Genomic DNA, 16,117 nt, shown 5'->3' with positions numbered 1-16,117 from the left:
CTTTCGTCGGAAGGCATTCAATCCCGCCGCGCTTCGCGATAGAAAAAGGCAACCGGGAGGCCAGCTTCGGCCGTACCCGGAAGCTTGGGATCGAAAACGGAACGGATGGACATGCCGGAGACATTGAGGAAGATCGCCTGCTTTGGCGAGGCGATGATCGAGCTCTCGCTCGGAGCCGGAGAAGGCGAAGCACGGGTCGGATATGCCGGCGATACGCTGAACACCGCGATCTATCTGCGACGTCTGCTGCCAACGGATTTCGACGTTGAGTTCGTATCGGCCGTGGGGGTGGATCCTCTTTCGGATCGGATGCTGGAATTCATCAGCGATGAACAAGTCGGCGTGGCCCATATGCGGCGCCATCCCGAACGCATTCCCGGCCTCTACGCTATCACGACAGACGAGGCCGGCGAGCGGAGCTTTACCTATTGGCGCGATTCTTCCGCCGCGCGAACGCTCTTTGCCGACGATGGCGGAGAGACTTTCGCCGCCTTGTCCGAGTTCGATCTCGTGTACTACTCCGCCATCACCCTGGCCATCCTGAGCCCGGCCCAGCGGACAGCCCTGTTCGACTGGATCGACGGCTATCGGACCGCAGGCGGAAAGGTTGCCTTCGACTCCAACTACCGCCCCAAGCTCTGGGAAGATGTCGCGACCGCTCGGCGGGATGTGGAGACAGCTTGGCGCAAATGCGATGTCGCCTTCCCGTCGGTCGATGACGAAATGGAGCTTTTCGGCGACGCGGACGCGGATGCCGTGATGCGCCGTCTTGAAGGCTATGGCGTTCCATTTGGCGCTCTCAAACGCGGTGGTGAAGGTCCGTTGCCGATCGGCGCGACACTGCCGGAGGCGCTGAGCTATCGGATGGTCGCGAAGGTTGTCGACACGACGGCGGCCGGGGACAGTTTCGTCGGTGGTTTCTTGTCGCAATATGCTCAGGGCGCGGATATCGGCGCTGCACTGATGGCTGGCCATGATTGCGCGGCGCGGGTCATCACCTGCCCGGGCGCCATCGTCCCGAAAGAGATCTGGAACGCGGAAGGCTGAGCCTGCCGCGCCCGCCCGACTTCGGTCGGGCGGTCACGTCTGGGCGAAATAGTCGGGGTTCTCGGCCCGGATTCGGTCAATCTCGCTATCGAGTCGAGCGAGATGCGCGCGCATCGCCGACTCGGCGAGATCCTTGTCCCGCGCCACGACGGCGTCGAACAGCACCTTGTGTTCGTCCAGTGTCTGCTCCTGGTTGAAGGAGAGGGACAACAGCCGTACCCGATCGAGATGCGCCTTGCTCTGTTGGATGATCTGCCAGGCGAAGGGGTGGTTCGACATCAGGCAGAGCGCCTCGTGGAAGGCGTCATCGAGATGATGGAAGGCTTTGCGGTCATCTGCCTGGACGGCCAGTTCCTGTTCCGCGAGGTTGCGTTTGAGCTGCCGTTTCCATTGCGTGGTCAGACTCTCGCAGGCGACGCGCACGATTTCCACTTCCAGCGCCGTGCGGACAAAGCGCGCCTGAGCCACGGCTTCCGACGAGATCAGGCAAACCCGCGTGGCTCTCTGAGGCCGGATCTCCAGGAAACCGAGTTGGGCCAGGCGAAAGAACGCATCGCGGACGGGTTGGCGGGAGACGCCGAGCGCCTTGGCGACCTCGACCTCGGACAGGCGAGCGCCGGGTGGAAGCGTCAGCCAGACGATCTGTTTGTGCAGCTCGGAAAATGCCTGATCGGCCACGCTGGGGCGTGCAATCGGATCGAGGCTGCGCAGGGCTGGTGGGTCTGACATGGGTTCGCCAACTTGACTTCATTTTTCTACTAGCATACCAGTCGGCCAGTTGCCAATGGCCGACTGGCCGACAGGTCCGCGAGGAGGCGGGTGTTGCATGGCTCTTCTTGACCCTGATCGACTTTTCCCGATGGAACCGCAGGCTCGGGGACTGGCGCGCGCGCTTTATCAGACCGTTGCCGAGCTGCCGATCGTAAGCCCGCACGGGCACACGGATCCGCGCTGGTATGCCGAAAATGAAGCCTTTCCGGACCCTGCGCAGCTCTTCGTGACGCCAGATCACTACGTGTTTCGGATGCTGTTTTCGCAAGGCGTGAATCTGGAAGATCTCGGTGTTCCCCTCGCCGACGGTACGCGCGTCGAGACGGATGGACGCAAGATCTGGCGTCTATTTGCCGCGCATTACCACCTGTTCCGGGGCACCCCGTCGCGACTCTGGCTGGACCAGTCCTTCCACGATGTGTTCGGGCTGGAGAAGCGGCTGTCGCCTGAGACGGCGGACGAGTTCTACGATCACATCGATGATTGCCTGAAACGTCCGGAGTTCCGGCCGCGCGCTCTGTTCGAGCGGTTCGGCATCGAGGCGATTGCCACGACCGAGAGCCCGCTGGACGATCTGCGCTGGCACCGGATGATCCGTGAGAGCGGTTGGTCGGGCCGGGTCGTGACTGCCTATCGTCCCGATCCGGTCATCGATCCGGAGTTTGAGGGCTTCGCAGCGAATATCGAGAAATTCGGCGAGATGGCCGGTACAGATGCCACAAATTGGGACGGCTACCTGGATGCGCATCGCAACCGCCGCGCCTATTTCAAGGATTTCGGTGCCACGTCCTCCGATCATGGCCACCCCACCGCGCGGACCGAGAACCTGCCCCGCGCCGAGGCGGAGGCGTTGTTCCAGAAGGCGTTGAAGGGCGCTTGTACGGCCGAAGAGGCCGATGCGTTCCGCGGCCATATGTTGACCGAGATGGCACGGATGAGCCTGGAGGACGGGCTGGTCATGCAGATCCATCCCGGATCCTTCCGCAACCATTCGGGGTCGGTCATGGGCCGCTTCGGTCGCGATAAGGGGTTCGATATCCCGTCGCGCACCGATTATGTCCGCGCGCTCAAGCCGCTGCTGGACGCGGTCGGGCTGGAGCCGGGCCTGTCGATCATCCTTTTCACGCTGGACGAGACCGCTCATGGGCGCGAACTGGCACCGTTGGCCGGGGCCTATCCCTCGCTCAAGCTTGGCCCGGCCTGGTGGTTCTTTGACAGTGCCGAAGGCATGCGCCGTTACCGGGAGATGACCACCGAGACCGCCGGGTTCTATAACACGGTCGGGTTCAACGATGACACACGGGCCTTCTGCTCGATCCCGGCACGTCACGATGTCGCCCGTCGGGTCGATTGCGCGTATCTCGCAACGCTCTGTGCCACCGGCAGGCTGGCAGAGGACGAGGCATACGAGGTCGCGCAGGATCTCAGCTACCGTCTCGTGAAGAAAGCCTACCGTCTCTGACGCGGGGCAATCGGATCGCGGCCGAGTTCCATGCCCGAGCCGTCCCAAGCCCGGGCGCGGCGCCGGTCGGGTCCGGACGTGGCTGCGTCCCCCGTGATGTCGGGTGGTTTCCCGAAAGCCTCACGCCGTTCGCGCCGTAATTCACCGAAAGGACTTGAAATGTTAACCGTCGAGACCCGCTATGCCATCGATCCTGAAACTGCGAAGGGGATGGATACCGCGGCGTTGCGCAAGAACTTCCACGCCGGCGCGCTTTTTGCCGAAGGCGAAATCCGACTCATCTACACCCATTATGACCGCTTGATCCTCGGGGGCGTCGTGCCATCGGGGGGCGAATTGGTGCTCGACAGCGTCGAGGCCACGGGAACAGCCTCCTTCCTGGACCGCCGCGAAATGGGCATCCTGAATATCGGTGAGACGGGTAAGGTCTCCGCTGGCGGCGAGAGTTGGGACGTGCAGAAGGGGGAGATCCTCTATCTGCCGATGGGCTCCGGCCCGGTGAGCTTCTCAGGCCCGGGACGTTTCTACGTTACCTCGGCGCCCGCGCATCGCGCGACCAAACCGGTTCTGGTTACGCCCGAGATGGCAAACCGGTTGGAGCTTGGCTCGCAGGCCGGGATCAACCGCCGGTCGCTGTTGCAGTTCATCCACCCGGATATCGTCGATCTCAACCAACTCGTCATGGGCTACACGATTGTTCATGAAGGCTCGGCATGGAACACGATGCCGGCCCACACACATGATCGCCGGATGGAGGCGTATCTCTATTTCGACATGGATTCCGAGCATCGGGTCTTCCACATGATGGGGGAAGGCCAGGAGACGCGGCACCTGGTAATGGCAGCGGAAGAAGCCGTGATTTCGCCGCCCTGGTCGATCCATTCCGGGGCTGGAACGTCGAATTACAGCTTCTGCTGGGTGATGGCGGGCGACAATGTCGATTTCACCGATATGGACATGATCGCGATCGGCGACATGAAATAGTCGCGCTCGCCGCATTGCGCGGCGCGCGGTCCTTCGGTGGCGGGGGCTCCGCCCCCGGCGCTCTTCTAGCGCTCCCCCGGGGTCGGGCCGGATCGGGCGGATTATTCGATGGTTTTGGCTTTGTAACCGGCCTCGAGCAGGATGGTCGTGATCGACTCGGGCGAGAGGGAGCATTCGACGGTGACGGTGCGGGAGTCGATATCGCAGGCGACCTTCGCGCCGGATTCCGCTTCCAGAATCGCCTTCTCGATGGCCGCCGTGCAGTGACCGCAGCTCATGTCGGGGACGTTGAATTTCATCGGGCTTCTCCTTCTTACCCCGGTTTGACCGTTCCCCTGCGGTAAGGTCAAGTGCAATGCCCGCGGCCTCTTGACCTTCCAGTAGATGGAAGCCTTATGTCGACGCCATAGCCTACAAGGTGAGTCCCCATGAGCACATCTGATACCCTCTTTCTCAACATTGACGGCATGGCCTGTGCGGCCTGTTCGGGCCGGGTCGAACGGGCCTTGAAGGCGATGCCGGGCGTGGCCGAGGCGTCGGTCAACCTCGCGGGCGAGAGCGCCAAGGTGCGTTTCGAGGCGGAAGCTGATGCAGGCGATCTCGTCGCGACCTTGGACATGGCGGGGTATCCAGCACGGGTTCGGGAGGCCGTCTTCAGTGTTGAGGGCATGTCCTGCGCGGCCTGCGTGGGGCGGGTCGAACGGATTCTCAAGCGCGATCCGGGTGTGCTGGACGCGTCGGTCAACCTGGCCGACGAGACGGCGCGCGTGCGCTTTCTGGAGCGTCAGACCACGGAGGCGGAACTGGCGCAGGCGATGACGGCGGCGGGCTACCCGGCCGCGATGCCGGATGCGGAGATGCCGGATAGCGGCGCGCGCAAGCAGGCCGAAGCGGATGCCTTGCGGCGCGATATGTTTCTGGCGTTGGCCCTCGCGCTGCCGGTCTTCGTGCTGGAGATGGGAGGCCACCTGTTCCCACCTTTCCACCACTGGGTCGCGGCGACCATCGGTCAACAGGCCAGCTGGATCATCCAGATGGTGCTGACAACGCTTGTGTTGGTGGGTCCTGGACGGCGCTTCTATCAAAGAGGCATTCCTGCATTGCTGCGCGGTGCACCGGACATGAACAGTCTCGTCGCGGTTGGCACATTGGCAGCGTACGGGTTCTCGGTCGTTGCGACCTTGGCGCCGGGGCTGCTGCCGGAAGAAACGCGGGCGGTCTATTTCGAGGCGGCGGCGGTGATCGTGGTGCTGATCCTGCTGGGGCGGTCGCTGGAGGCGGGAGCCAAAGGTCGGACGAGCGAGGCGATCCGACATCTTGTCGGGCTACGCCCCAGCGAGGCGACGCTGTTGCGCGATGGCACGCCGGTCACCGTGACGGTCGAGGCGATCCAGCCGGGAGACACTGTCCTTCTGCGGCCTGGCGAACGTGTGGCGGTCGATGGCGAGGTGCTGGAGGGCGAGAGCCATATCGACGAGTCGATGCTGACGGGTGAGCCGCTGCCAGTGCCCAAGGGCGTTGGCGACGCGGTGGTCGGCGGCACGGTCAACGGCACTGGCGCGCTGCAGGTCCGGACGACACGGGTCGGCGCGCAGACGGTACTGGCGCAGATCGTGCGCATGGTCGAGCAGGCGCAGGCGGCCAAGCTGCCGATCCAGGGGCTGGTCGACAGGATCACGTTCTGGTTCGTGCCCGTGGTGATGGCGATCGCGGCGGTGACGGTCGGGGTCTGGTTGGCCTTCGGGCCAGAACCGGTGCTTGGCTATGCGTTGACGGCGGGCGTTGCAGTGCTGATCATCGCCTGCCCCTGCGCGATGGGTCTGGCGACGCCGACCTCGATCATGGTCGGCACGGGCCGGGCGGCCGAGCTTGGTGTTTTGTTCCGGCGGGGGGATGCATTGCAGGCGCTGCAGGCGGCACGCGTGGTCGCCTTCGACAAGACCGGGACCCTGACCGAGGGCAAGCCGAGCCTTGCGGCGGTGGCAGTTGCACCGGGCTGGTCACGCGAGGCGGTGCTGCGGCTTGCGGCGGCGGTTGAACAGTTCTCGGAACATCCGCTGGCGCGGACGATTGTCGAGGCGGGGCCGGAGGCGTTGCCTGAGGTTTCGGGGTTCACAGGGGTCACCGGGCTGGGCGTGCGAGGCGAGGTCGAGGGCCACATGGTGATCGTCGGCTCGCCGCGGCTCATGGAGCAGGAGGGACGGCGCGCCGGGCCCCTCAACGCGGATTCCGCGATCTATGCGAGCAAGGGGCAGAGCGTGATCCATGTCGCCATCGACCGGCGCGTGGTCGGGGTCCTAGCGATTGCGGACCGGGTCAAGCCGGGCGCGGCGGCGGCGGTGGCCGCGCTGAAGGCGCAGGGGGTCGAGGTGGCGATGATCACCGGCGACAGCCGTGCTTCGGCCGATGCGATTGCGGGCGCGCTGGGGATCGAGACGGTGGTCAGCGAGGTGTTGCCGGAGGGCAAGGTCGCCGCGCTGGATGATCTGTGCAAGGGCGGTCGAACACTGGCCTTTGTCGGGGACGGGATCAACGATGCGCCGGCACTGGCGCGGGCAGATGTCGGTATTGCGCTGGGGACGGGGACGGATGTTGCCATCGAGAGCGCCGATGTGGTGCTGATGAATGGCGACCCGCGCGGCGTGGTCAACGCGCTCGATCTCTCGGCGCGGACGATGCGCAATATCCGGCAGAACCTGTTCTGGGCCTTTGGCTACAACACGGCATTGATCCCGGTTGCTGCCGGTGTTCTCTATCCGGCCTTCGGCCTGTTGCTCTCGCCAATGCTCGGCGCGGGCGCGATGGCGGCCTCGTCGGTGCTGGTGGTGAGCAATGCGCTGCGCCTGCGGCGGGTTGAGCCGGCCCTGTCGCTGGAGGCGTTGGAATGAATATCGGGGATGTTGCGCGGCGCACCGGTTTGCCGGCCAAGACGATCCGGTACTACGAGGAGATCGGCCTGATCTCGCCGCTACGGGACGAAAACGGATATCGACGGTTTCGGGAGAGCGATATGCACCGGCTCGCGTTTCTCGGGCGCGCGCGCTCGCTCGGGTTCTCGATCGAGGACTGTCGGGGATTGCTGGAGCTCTATGGCGACCGGCAGCGGGCCAGCGCGGATGTAAAGCGAATCGCGCGGGGGCATCTTGCCCGGATCGACGAGAAGCTCGCGGAGTTGACAGCCATGCGGCAGGCCCTTGCCCATTTGGTCAGTTGTTGCGCAGGGGACAGTCGCCCAGATTGTCCCATCCTCGACGACCTCGCAGGAGTGGGCGCCGCTGGATCTGACGACGACCGCCAATAGCCTGCGCCACTTCAGATCAACGAATTGCCGCAATCTGCATAGGCGAGTTGTGAATTTGACAGAGGTCAAAGAAGTGTTTCTGTCGGATAGATAACGAAAGTGAAGTGTTTTAGTCGGAAATCCCGAAAGGGGAGCGGCGAGGAGCACAGGAAATCACAGCTTTCGGAGCCCCGAATGAGTCTTGAAGGCCTGCCTCTGGCACTGACCTCGATCGGCGAACAGGTCGAGGTGACGGCAATTGCCGGTGGACGGGCCGTGCAGAAGCGCCTTGGCGATCTCGGCGTGATGGCGGGCAAGACACTCCGGGTTGTCCAGAAAGCGGGTTGCGGCCGGATGGTGGTCGCAGTGGACGGGGCCCGATTTGCCCTTGGCGAGGGCGTGGCCCAGAAAATCCTGGTGACGCCGTCGAGGGAACAAGGAGACGCGCGAAATGACTGTAAAGCTCAAGGACCTTGCCGTCGGAGACCGTGCCGTCGTGGTTGGTTTCGATAGCGGAGACAAGGGCTACCGGCAGAAACTCCAGTCGATGGGGGTGATCCCCGGCGCGGAATTCCACGTGCTGCGTGTGGCGCCGCTGGGCGATCCGGTGGAGATCGAGTTGAAGGGCTTTGCGCTGAGTTTGCGCAAGGGCGAGGCGGATGCGTTCAACGTGCGGAAACTCTCCTGATGGCCGATCTGACCATGGCGATTGCCGGCAATCCAAATTGCGGCAAAACCACGCTTTTCAACGCGCTGACCGGTGCGAACCAGTATGTCGGAAACTGGCCGGGCGTGACCGTCGAAAAGAAGGTTGGGCGCTTCGTCCATGCCGGTACCTCGGTGGATCTCGTGGACCTGCCCGGGGTCTACTCGCTCTCGGTCGCTGGCGGCAGCACCTCGCTTGATGAGCGGCTGGCACGCGACTACCTCGTTTCAGAAAAGCCCGATCTCGTCATCAACGTGCTGGACGCCTCCAACCTGGAGCGCAATCTCTACCTGACGGTGCAGCTCCTGGAAATGGGCGTCCCGATGATCGTCGCGCTCAACATGATGGATGTGGCGCGCGGGCGCTGTATCGAGGTCGATGCCGAACGGCTCTCGCGCCATCTCGGTTGTCCGGTAATTCCGCTGGTTGCCTCGTCGCAGCAGGGTATTGCGGCGCTGCTGGATGGCGCGTTGGCCGCCGCGCGGGCGGGGAGGCCGCCGCGGGGCGATGTCGAGTTTGACGAGACACTTGAGGCGAGCATCACTCGGCTAATGACGGCGACGCAGGACTCCATCGAGAATGCGGATCCGCGCTGGCTGGCCATCAAGCACCTTGAAGGCGACGAACTCTGTCCCGGCATGACCGACCTGACGCTGATGAGCGCGGTTCGGACAGAGCGTGACGCGCTGCAGGCCGAGCTTGGCATGGATGCCGACACCGCGATTGCCTGCGGACGCTACGATTTCGTCACCCGCGTCGCGCGGGACAGCATGTGCCGGACCACCGAGCTCAACCGGACCATGTCCGACCGGCTCGACCGCATCGTGCTCTACCGTCCGCTTGGCATCCCGCTCTTTCTCTTCGTCATGTACCTGATGTTCATGGTCACCATTAACATCGGCGGTGCCTTCATAGATTTTTTTGACATCCTCGCCGGCACGCTCTTCGTCGATGCTCCGGCGGCGCTGTTCTCTGCCATCGGGATGCCGGAGTGGCTGAACACGCTGCTCTCCACCGGCATTGGCGGCGGCATCCAGACCGTGGCGACCTTCATCCCGATTGTCGCGGTCCTCTTCCTCTTCCTCTCGGCGCTGGAAGATTCGGGCTACATGGCGCGGGCGGCCTTCGTGATGGACCGTTTCATGCGGTTTCTCGGATTGCCGGGCAAGAGTTTCGTGCCGCTGATCGTCGGCTTCGGCTGCAATGTCCCGGCGATCATGGCGACGCGGACGCTGGAAAATCAGCGCGACCGGACCATGACGATCATGATGGCGCCCTTCATGTCCTGCGGCGCGCGGCTGCCCGTCTATGCCCTCTTTGCGGCGGCTTTTTTCCCCAGCGGCGGGCAGAACCTCGTTTTTGCGCTCTACCTGATCGGACTCGCGGCCGCCGTGGCCACCGGGTTGCTGCTCAAGACAACGTTGCTGAAAGGCGAGGCCGCGCCCTTCGTGATGGAGCTGCCGCCCTATCACCTGCCGACCCTGCGCGGGCTCGGCCTGCGCAGCTGGGATCGGCTCAAGACATTCATCGTTGATGCCGGCCGTGTGATTGTTGCGATGGTGCTGGTGCTGGCCTTTCTCAATTCCTGGGGTACGGATGGCAGCTTCGGCAACGAGGATACGGACAGCTCCGTGCTCTCCGAGATCGGCCGCACCCTGACGCCAGCCTTCGGGCCAATGGGCATCACGGAGGATAACTGGCCGGCCACAGTCGGCGTCTTCACCGGCATTCTCGCCAAGGAAGCCGTGGTCGGCACGCTGAACACGCTCTACGAGGGGCTCTCTGAAGACGGCGTTGGCGACGACGAAGAGTTTTCCTTCACGGGGGGGGTCTCAGACGCCTTTGCGAGCATCGGCCCGAACCTGAGGGACGCGTTCGGCCTCGCGACCGATCCGCTTGGGCTCGATGTCGGAACGGTGGATGACCCCGGGCTTGCCGCGGCGGAGCAGGAGGTTGCCGTCGGCACGTTTGGCACGATGGCGCGGCTCTTCGACGGTCAGGCGGGCGCTTTCGCCTACTTGCTGATGGTGCTGCTCTATATGCCTTGCGCGGCGGCCATGGGCGCGGTCTGGCGGGAGACCAATACCAGTTGGACGATCTTCGCTGCCGCCTGGACGGTGGGTCTCGGCTATGGCTCGGCGGTGCTGTTCTATCAGGCTGCGACCTTTGCCGCCCATCCCACGTCCTCCGCGCTTTGGATTGGTGGTGTGCTGCTTTTCCTGGCGTTGTTCGTGATCGTGTTGCGCCAGATCGGGACCCGCTCCGCCGCAGCGTCCGCTCCGGCGTTTTCAGCCGAGTAGGAGCGTACCGATGCTGATGGAAATCAGGGCTTATCTGGAGCGCAACGGAACGGCGACGATCCTCGACCTGTCCAACCATTTCCGCATCGCCCCTGACGCGCTGCGTGGAATGCTGGACCACTGGATACGCAAGGGCGTGATTATCCGGCGGGATTTCGCGCCGAGCTGTACCGACTGCGGCGCGGGGCATTGCGGCGGATGCGGGGTCGCGGCCAGTTTCGAAATCTACGAGTGCAGCGGCAGCGAGACCTGCTGAAACAGAGGGATGGTCGACCGGCGAGGGCTCAGCATCCAGCGCCCGAACCTGTCCCAAGGATTGTACCGGCCGGATTCGGGTCTATATCGAGCGCACTGGTTCGAGAGATTTCGGGAGACGAGATCCATGGGATATGCGCGAACTGCCATGTTGATGGCGGCGATGACGGCCCTCTTCATGGGGATCGGCTATGTGCTCGCAGGATCTGGCGGGATGGTCTTCGCCCTTGTCGCCGCTGCCGGCATGAACGCCTTTTCCTGGTGGAATTCCGACAAGATGGTTCTCCGGATGCACAATGCCCGTCCGGTTGGTGGCACTGACACGCATGGGTTGGTGCGCATGGTGGCGGATCTTGCCGACGCGGCCGGGTTGCCGATGCCGGCGGTCTATGTGATCGACACGCCCCAGCCCAACGCCTTCGCCACTGGCCGAAACCCGGACAACGCCGCTGTGGCGGTAACGACCGGGCTGTTGCAGCAACTCTCCCGCGAGGAAGTGGCGGGGGTCGTGGCCCATGAACTGGCGCATATCCGCAACCGCGACACCGCCATCATGACTGTGACCGCAACCTTCGCTGGCGCGATCACGATGCTGGCCAATTTCGCCCTGTTCTTCGGCGGACGCCGGGACGGAGGGCCGGGGTTACTCGGCTCTTTGGCGCTGATGTTCCTGGCGCCGCTTGCGGCGGGTCTTGTGCAGATGGCGATCAGCCGGACGCGGGAATATGCGGCCGATCGCGCCGGGGCGGAGATCTGCGGGCATCCGCTCTGGCTCGCCGATGCGCTGGAGCGCCTTCAGGCCGGTGCAGCGCGGATCGACTACGATGCGGCAGAGAGGAATCCGGCAACGGCGCATATGTTCATCGTCAATCCGCTTCATGCCCATACCCGGGACGCGCTCTTCGCAACCCATCCGTCGACGGCAAATCGTGTGGCAGAACTGCGCAAGATGGCCGGCGGGGCAAGCTCGTCGGGAGTGCCGCGCGTTCGGAAAGAGGCGGCCCGCGCGCCGAAATCCGGACCTTGGGGCTGATCGGGGCGCTGGTTCCTTGTTTCCCGGCTCTGGCCTTATGGAGATGGCGTGTTTGTCGGCATGCCTCCTCGGGATCCGGCGGGTCGCCTCTTCGGTGGTCAGGCAGAGGGGCGGCCACACCTTGGCCGTTGCGCCGCAGCCTCCCGAACAACTCGTTGTAAACCTGCATGGCGTCGAGCACCGTTTGGGTTGAGGCCGGATCAGAGCGGCCCGTTTCGCTATCGGGCCTGCCAATTCCAATGATGCCACCGACGCCGCGAACATCCGAAACCAATGCATGGGGTGCCGACGCCTCCCGGCGGCACGTGAGAAGATGCGCGCTCGTGCTGCCAGGGTCTGCCGATCCAGGGATTTCCAGTTCGCGAAGGCTTGGAGAATCCCTCCAACGAAACCACCTACAGGACAAACCGCGAAATGAGCGGAGCGGTCGTGTTCCAATCTTGTGGCGCTCCGAGAGGTTTTCGCTTCACCTGTTGCCGTTCGCAGTCCCGATGTCTGTCCCCAGCTTTCGCTAGAGGGCGTCGCAGCGTTCGACGGTTCTGCGTTCGCGCAACAGGAGGGGAACAGGTGTTACACTCGCCATCAAAGCAGTCGGTCGTACCGGAAACGAAGATGCTGACTGCACCCTACCGCTGACAGCGCTCGGCGGGGCGACCGGGTTGGTCGAACCAGGGGAGTGGCGAAGTTCAGGCGGGGCCGCTCCATGTGCTCTGCCAGCCGCTCCTGGCCACCCCCGCTACGAACTATTCCTGGTTGGCCAAGCGCGACCAGGGTTGCCGAGCTTGCGCTCGAGAAGCTGCGTTGAGGCCTGTCGGAAGGTGGCCAAAACACACTACCGGCGGATGCAGCGAAAGCTGGCAGATGCACGATCCGCTCTTGAACAACTGAAATTCGAGGACAATCCCAATGAGACACTGGATTCCGGCGTCGTTGCCTTTCTGTGTCATGCGTAACCAGAAGATATCACGTAACAAATTAACTCCGGTTCCCCCGTGAGGATCGGCGCTCGGAGCCGGATCCGGCTCCGGGCGTGCCCACGACCACGACGCTGCTAACCGTGTGCGACCTCGTCCGCGGCCCAGCATTCACCGAGGCAAACGGCCCAACCGAGGCCGTCGCCGAGTTATTCGAGCAATAGGAGCCCATCATGGCGCGCAACGAGCACATTTCCTTGACCGCTGGCAAGTGGACGCAACTCACGAACTCAGACGTGACCGAGATCTGCGTCCAGAATCTCAGTGGTAGCATCGTGACCCTTCAAGCCACGACCGACGAAATCGAACCTACTTCAGACGGTGGCGGCAAGCGGCTTATGCCCAATGCCATCCTGGCTGCCGATATCACGCTGGACCAGCTTTGGCCGGGTGTCTCTGGTGCGGCCCGCGTCTGGGCCTTTTGCCAGTTCGGCAGCTCGTTGAGTGTTTCACATGCGTAGCCTGTTCATCGGGCGTGATCTCTCGCTTCCCCGCGTCGTTACGCGCAAGTTCAGAGCGGTTCCTGTGGCTGGGCCTGCACCGTTTATCAGTGCGCTCACGGTGGATGAGGAGAGTGAGGAAATTAGCGTCGTTGTCGATGCCCCAAGCCGTTTGTATTGGGTGGTCACCGAGCCATCCGCAGCCCCGGATGCCGAAGCAATCATTTCGGGTGCAGGCGTGAGCGATTGCGGGCACATCGATCTTGAAACCGGAGAATGCGACAGTACCGTAACCTTTACGGACGGGCTTTCAGGGGTCTACGAACTTAGTGTCGTGGCCCGGGGCGAACCTGACGGCACTGTTTCAAATGTTGCGCGGGCCGACATCGAGTTTGCAAGCGCGGCCACCTTGAGTTTCGTGGACGCGGTTTTCGAATCCAATTCAAGCTCGACCACCACGCTCACGGCCGATCTGATCACAGGAAATCGCTATCTCCTGCTCACGACACACACTGCTGGCGGCGCGTCAGCCGCATCTGTTGGGGCGGTGTCGGCGACGCAGCGAGGGACAACTGTCGCGTATAATAGCCGCACCGTTCAGGCGTGGGAATTCGTCGCAACATCAACAGGCTCCGCAGATGTGGTTGCAAACTTCCCTGCGGCCTATTCCGGGCGCGGCTTGATGTTATACGACGTGTCGGGCAAGACCTACGCTGCCTGTTCGTCGGACAACACGATCAGCGGCGGGACGACTGCAGCAAACCTCGACGTTCTCACAGGCGCGGGCGATTTCGTAATTGGGGCAATGATTGTGGACAATACATCTGGCACGATAAGCACTTCCACTGGGTTTGAGCAAATCGACGTGTCTGGGATTGCGTCTAGGGTTATGGGGTCCTTCTCGCAGAGCAGCGCCGCTGGTGGCACGCCGGAAACGTTCGCCGTCGCGTATTCGATGGGGTACAAGCAAGGCGCAGCAATCGCCTTGGTTTATAGTTGAGGGTAGGCCAATGGCATTTGGAAAGACTGCAACATTCGCCGCAAGGGTCGGCCTGGAACCCCGGATCAACGGGATCGCGATAGTCGGAGAGACGGTCTCGATCTACACGCCATTCGAGGGCTTGCCCCACTTCATGGAAGCGCAAATCGCCGGGCGGTCTGATTGGATCGCCTTGACGCCGGCCAGTCCGATGGGAGGTTTCGAGATACCTCCACAGGCGGCGGGGTGTCGCCTTCGGGTCTGCTACGTCCGGCTGGACGAAAGCGATCGGTCGGAAGGCGTGGTCTACTCGCAACCTTTCGGCCCGGTTGGCTTGACGCTCGCGTCGCCGGATATCACGGTCTCGAGCGTGACGGACTTGAACGCCGCGATCCAGAACGATGCCTATTCCGTGGTTCAGGTTGCCGGCGGCACCTATGATGGCTCGGCGGTTGTGTTCACGGATCGGTCCTCGGTCCCGCTTACGATCCAGTCGGATCCTCTCTCGCCGGCAGTCTTCTCTGGCGAAATGGATTTCTCCGGGATGCGGTCAGTCACATGGAAGGGTCACGAGCATAGCGGCAGCGCAACTGAGGGCAGCGAGTCTGCACTTGCCGATACCGGATCGGTGCTTGAAAGCCTGCGCATCACGGGCAGGGACATTTCGGCGGCCGATGCGAAAACGGGCGACATGGCGTCGGTCAATGATGGTCCGTGGTGGTCGCTCGACCGGCTCGGGAATATCACTTATCGCGGCTTGATGATCTACAATATGCGCGGGTTCCAGGTGAACCAGTGGACCACGATCACGGACGTTTCCTGGAAATACTGCTATTTCGACGGTTTCCGCGCCGTGAGCATGGCGGGGAACACAGTGGATCACGATTTTATCGAAGAGCGGGTAACGCTGGTTGGCGTGACCGGGGTCTACGAGGAAGAAAGTGCGAGCGCCCCCCACGTAGATGCAACGCAGTGCTTCAACACCGGGGGCGGCTTGGCTCCAACCATTCAGGCCAAAGGACCGGTTCTGCGAAATGTGGTTGAGATCATCGGCAACACGCGGGCATATTCCGATGTGGGCGATGCACCGATCTTACAGGTCAGTGCGGGCCGCACGGATGACACCATTCTCGATGGCTGTTTCTGGTCTGGCCTGCAGTCGGGTATCAACTCGGCCTATTCCTCGGAAGGTATGGTTGTTCGCCGGAGCACGTTCAAGCGGCCAGAATATGGTGGCGGGGCTGTCCGGTTTGGCTCTAGCTCCTACAAATACACAGTCGGTTTCCTTGCCGATAGGTCAAGCTATTCGGCCCACGGGCTATACCCGGATTCGACGGCTTACGCCGAGACGCGCGATAACGACAAAACCATCAACACGACCTTTGACGCCAACTATCGCGGTCCGGACACCCTCTGGGATGTCGGCGACTGGATGCTGTTCTTCGTTGCCAATGCCCCGAAAACCGGGACTGACAGCGAGAGGCGGGGCGCTCTAGATGCAAACGGCAACATGATAATGCTAGAGGAACGGTTGAATGCGCCGGGTTACAGCACGTCCCAAACGGCCAGTTCAATCACCGTTGATGCCACGGCTGTCGCCGGGGCGGAGTATTACCTCCTGCGTTATCGGGAAGGCAGCGGCGGGGCCTGGTCGCTCAAAGAGTTCTCCAGCGAATCCATGACCATCAGCGGTCTGAGCAACGGTACCGAATACCAGATGCAAATCGCGGTGAGCACTGAGGCTGCCGGCTTTGGCAGATGGTCGCCTGTCTTCTCGGTCACGACGAGTTAGTGCGGTGGTTGACTGGAGGCGATCCGCCTGACCAAGGACTGAGCTGCGAGTGATGCCGTCGCAGTTGACGCAACTGAGCCTCCCCCAATGAAGT

At 62.9% G+C, this 16,117-nt stretch carries 15 protein-coding genes; 13 read left to right on the top strand and 2 right to left on the bottom strand.

The features are described 5' to 3' along the window. The first annotated feature begins 111 nt into the window (after window positions 1-111). A complete protein-coding gene (locus R3X27_RS17500) occupies window positions 112-1,047 on the top strand; it encodes a sugar kinase (protein ID WP_317710168.1) in 936 nt (311 codons plus the stop codon). A 33-nt stretch (window positions 1,048-1,080) separates the two neighbouring features. On the opposite strand, the gene R3X27_RS17495 is transcribed toward R3X27_RS17500, so the two are convergent. Beyond that, a complete protein-coding gene (locus tag R3X27_RS17495) occupies window positions 1,081-1,776 on the bottom strand; it encodes a GntR family transcriptional regulator (RefSeq protein WP_317710167.1) in 696 nt (231 codons plus the stop codon). A 97-nt stretch (window positions 1,777-1,873) separates the two neighbouring features. Between R3X27_RS17495 and uxaC the strand changes: the two genes are divergently transcribed. Further along, window positions 1,874-3,280: a glucuronate isomerase gene (gene uxaC / locus R3X27_RS17490; protein ID WP_317710166.1), complete on the top strand. Its 1,407-nt coding sequence runs from the start codon at window positions 1,874-1,876 to the stop codon at window positions 3,278-3,280. A gap of 159 nt (window positions 3,281-3,439) precedes the next feature. Next, window positions 3,440-4,264: a 5-dehydro-4-deoxy-D-glucuronate isomerase gene (gene kduI / locus R3X27_RS17485; RefSeq protein ID WP_317710165.1), complete on the top strand. Its 825-nt coding sequence runs from the start codon at window positions 3,440-3,442 to the stop codon at window positions 4,262-4,264. Window positions 4,265-4,365: 101 nt separating this feature from the next. Here kduI and R3X27_RS17480 read toward each other — a convergent pair whose 3' ends face one another. Beyond that, window positions 4,366-4,563, bottom strand: coding sequence for a heavy-metal-associated domain-containing protein (locus R3X27_RS17480; RefSeq protein WP_317710164.1), 198 nt, complete (start codon window positions 4,561-4,563; stop codon window positions 4,366-4,368). 129 nt (window positions 4,564-4,692) lie between these two features. On the opposite strand from R3X27_RS17480, the gene R3X27_RS17475 reads away from it, so the two are divergent. The 10 genes from R3X27_RS17475 (at window position 4,693) to R3X27_RS17435 (ending at window position 16,023) form a co-directional block, all read left to right on the top strand. Next, entirely contained in the window at window positions 4,693-7,152 is a 2,460-nt protein-coding gene (locus tag R3X27_RS17475) for a heavy metal translocating P-type ATPase (RefSeq protein ID WP_317710163.1), read from the top strand. After that, window positions 7,149-7,565 carry a Cu(I)-responsive transcriptional regulator gene (gene cueR / locus R3X27_RS17470; RefSeq protein WP_317710162.1) on the top strand — a complete coding sequence of 139 codons (417 nt, stop codon included), beginning with the start codon at window positions 7,149-7,151 and terminating at the stop codon, window positions 7,563-7,565. The genes R3X27_RS17475 and cueR overlap by 4 nt, the downstream gene beginning before the upstream one ends. Before the next feature lie 174 nt (window positions 7,566-7,739). Continuing rightward, window positions 7,740-8,057 (top strand): FeoA family protein, encoded by a 318-nt coding sequence (locus tag R3X27_RS25680; protein ID WP_411572510.1) that lies wholly within the window; start codon window positions 7,740-7,742, stop codon window positions 8,055-8,057. Further along, window positions 7,996-8,232, top strand: coding sequence for a FeoA family protein (locus tag R3X27_RS17465; RefSeq protein ID WP_317710161.1), 237 nt, complete (start codon window positions 7,996-7,998; stop codon window positions 8,230-8,232). Before R3X27_RS25680 ends, R3X27_RS17465 begins: the two co-directional genes overlap by 62 nt. Continuing rightward, complete coding sequence (feoB, locus tag R3X27_RS17460; protein ID WP_317710160.1) at window positions 8,232-10,550, top strand: Fe(2+) transporter permease subunit FeoB; 2,319 nt, start codon at window positions 8,232-8,234, stop codon at window positions 10,548-10,550. Before R3X27_RS17465 ends, feoB begins: the two co-directional genes overlap by 1 nt. Window positions 10,551-10,560: 10 nt before the next feature. Next, window positions 10,561-10,806, top strand: a complete 246-nt coding sequence (locus tag R3X27_RS17455; protein ID WP_317710159.1) for a FeoC-like transcriptional regulator — start codon at window positions 10,561-10,563, stop codon at window positions 10,804-10,806. 126 nt (window positions 10,807-10,932) lie between these two features. Beyond that, on the top strand, window positions 10,933-11,838 hold the full coding sequence (htpX, locus tag R3X27_RS17450) for a zinc metalloprotease HtpX (protein WP_317710158.1): 906 nt from the start codon (window positions 10,933-10,935) through the stop codon (window positions 11,836-11,838). 1,147 nt (window positions 11,839-12,985) lie between these two features. After that, the gene (locus R3X27_RS17445; RefSeq protein WP_317710157.1) at window positions 12,986-13,273 is read left to right on the top strand and encodes a hypothetical protein; all 288 of its coding nucleotides are present in this window, start codon (window positions 12,986-12,988) and stop codon (window positions 13,271-13,273) included. After that, complete coding sequence (locus R3X27_RS17440; protein ID WP_317710156.1) at window positions 13,266-14,252, top strand: hypothetical protein; 987 nt, start codon at window positions 13,266-13,268, stop codon at window positions 14,250-14,252. Before R3X27_RS17445 ends, R3X27_RS17440 begins: the two co-directional genes overlap by 8 nt. Window positions 14,253-14,262: 10 nt before the next feature. Continuing rightward, window positions 14,263-16,023, top strand: coding sequence for a fibronectin type III domain-containing protein (locus R3X27_RS17435; protein ID WP_317710155.1), 1,761 nt, complete (start codon window positions 14,263-14,265; stop codon window positions 16,021-16,023). The last annotated feature ends 94 nt before the right edge of the window (window positions 16,024-16,117 follow it).

Source organism: Tropicimonas sp. TH_r6 (assembly GCF_033101155.1).
In the GTDB taxonomy this organism is placed as follows: Bacteria; Pseudomonadota; Alphaproteobacteria; order Rhodobacterales; family Rhodobacteraceae; genus Tropicimonas.
This window is presented reverse-complemented; position numbering and strand designations above follow the sequence as displayed.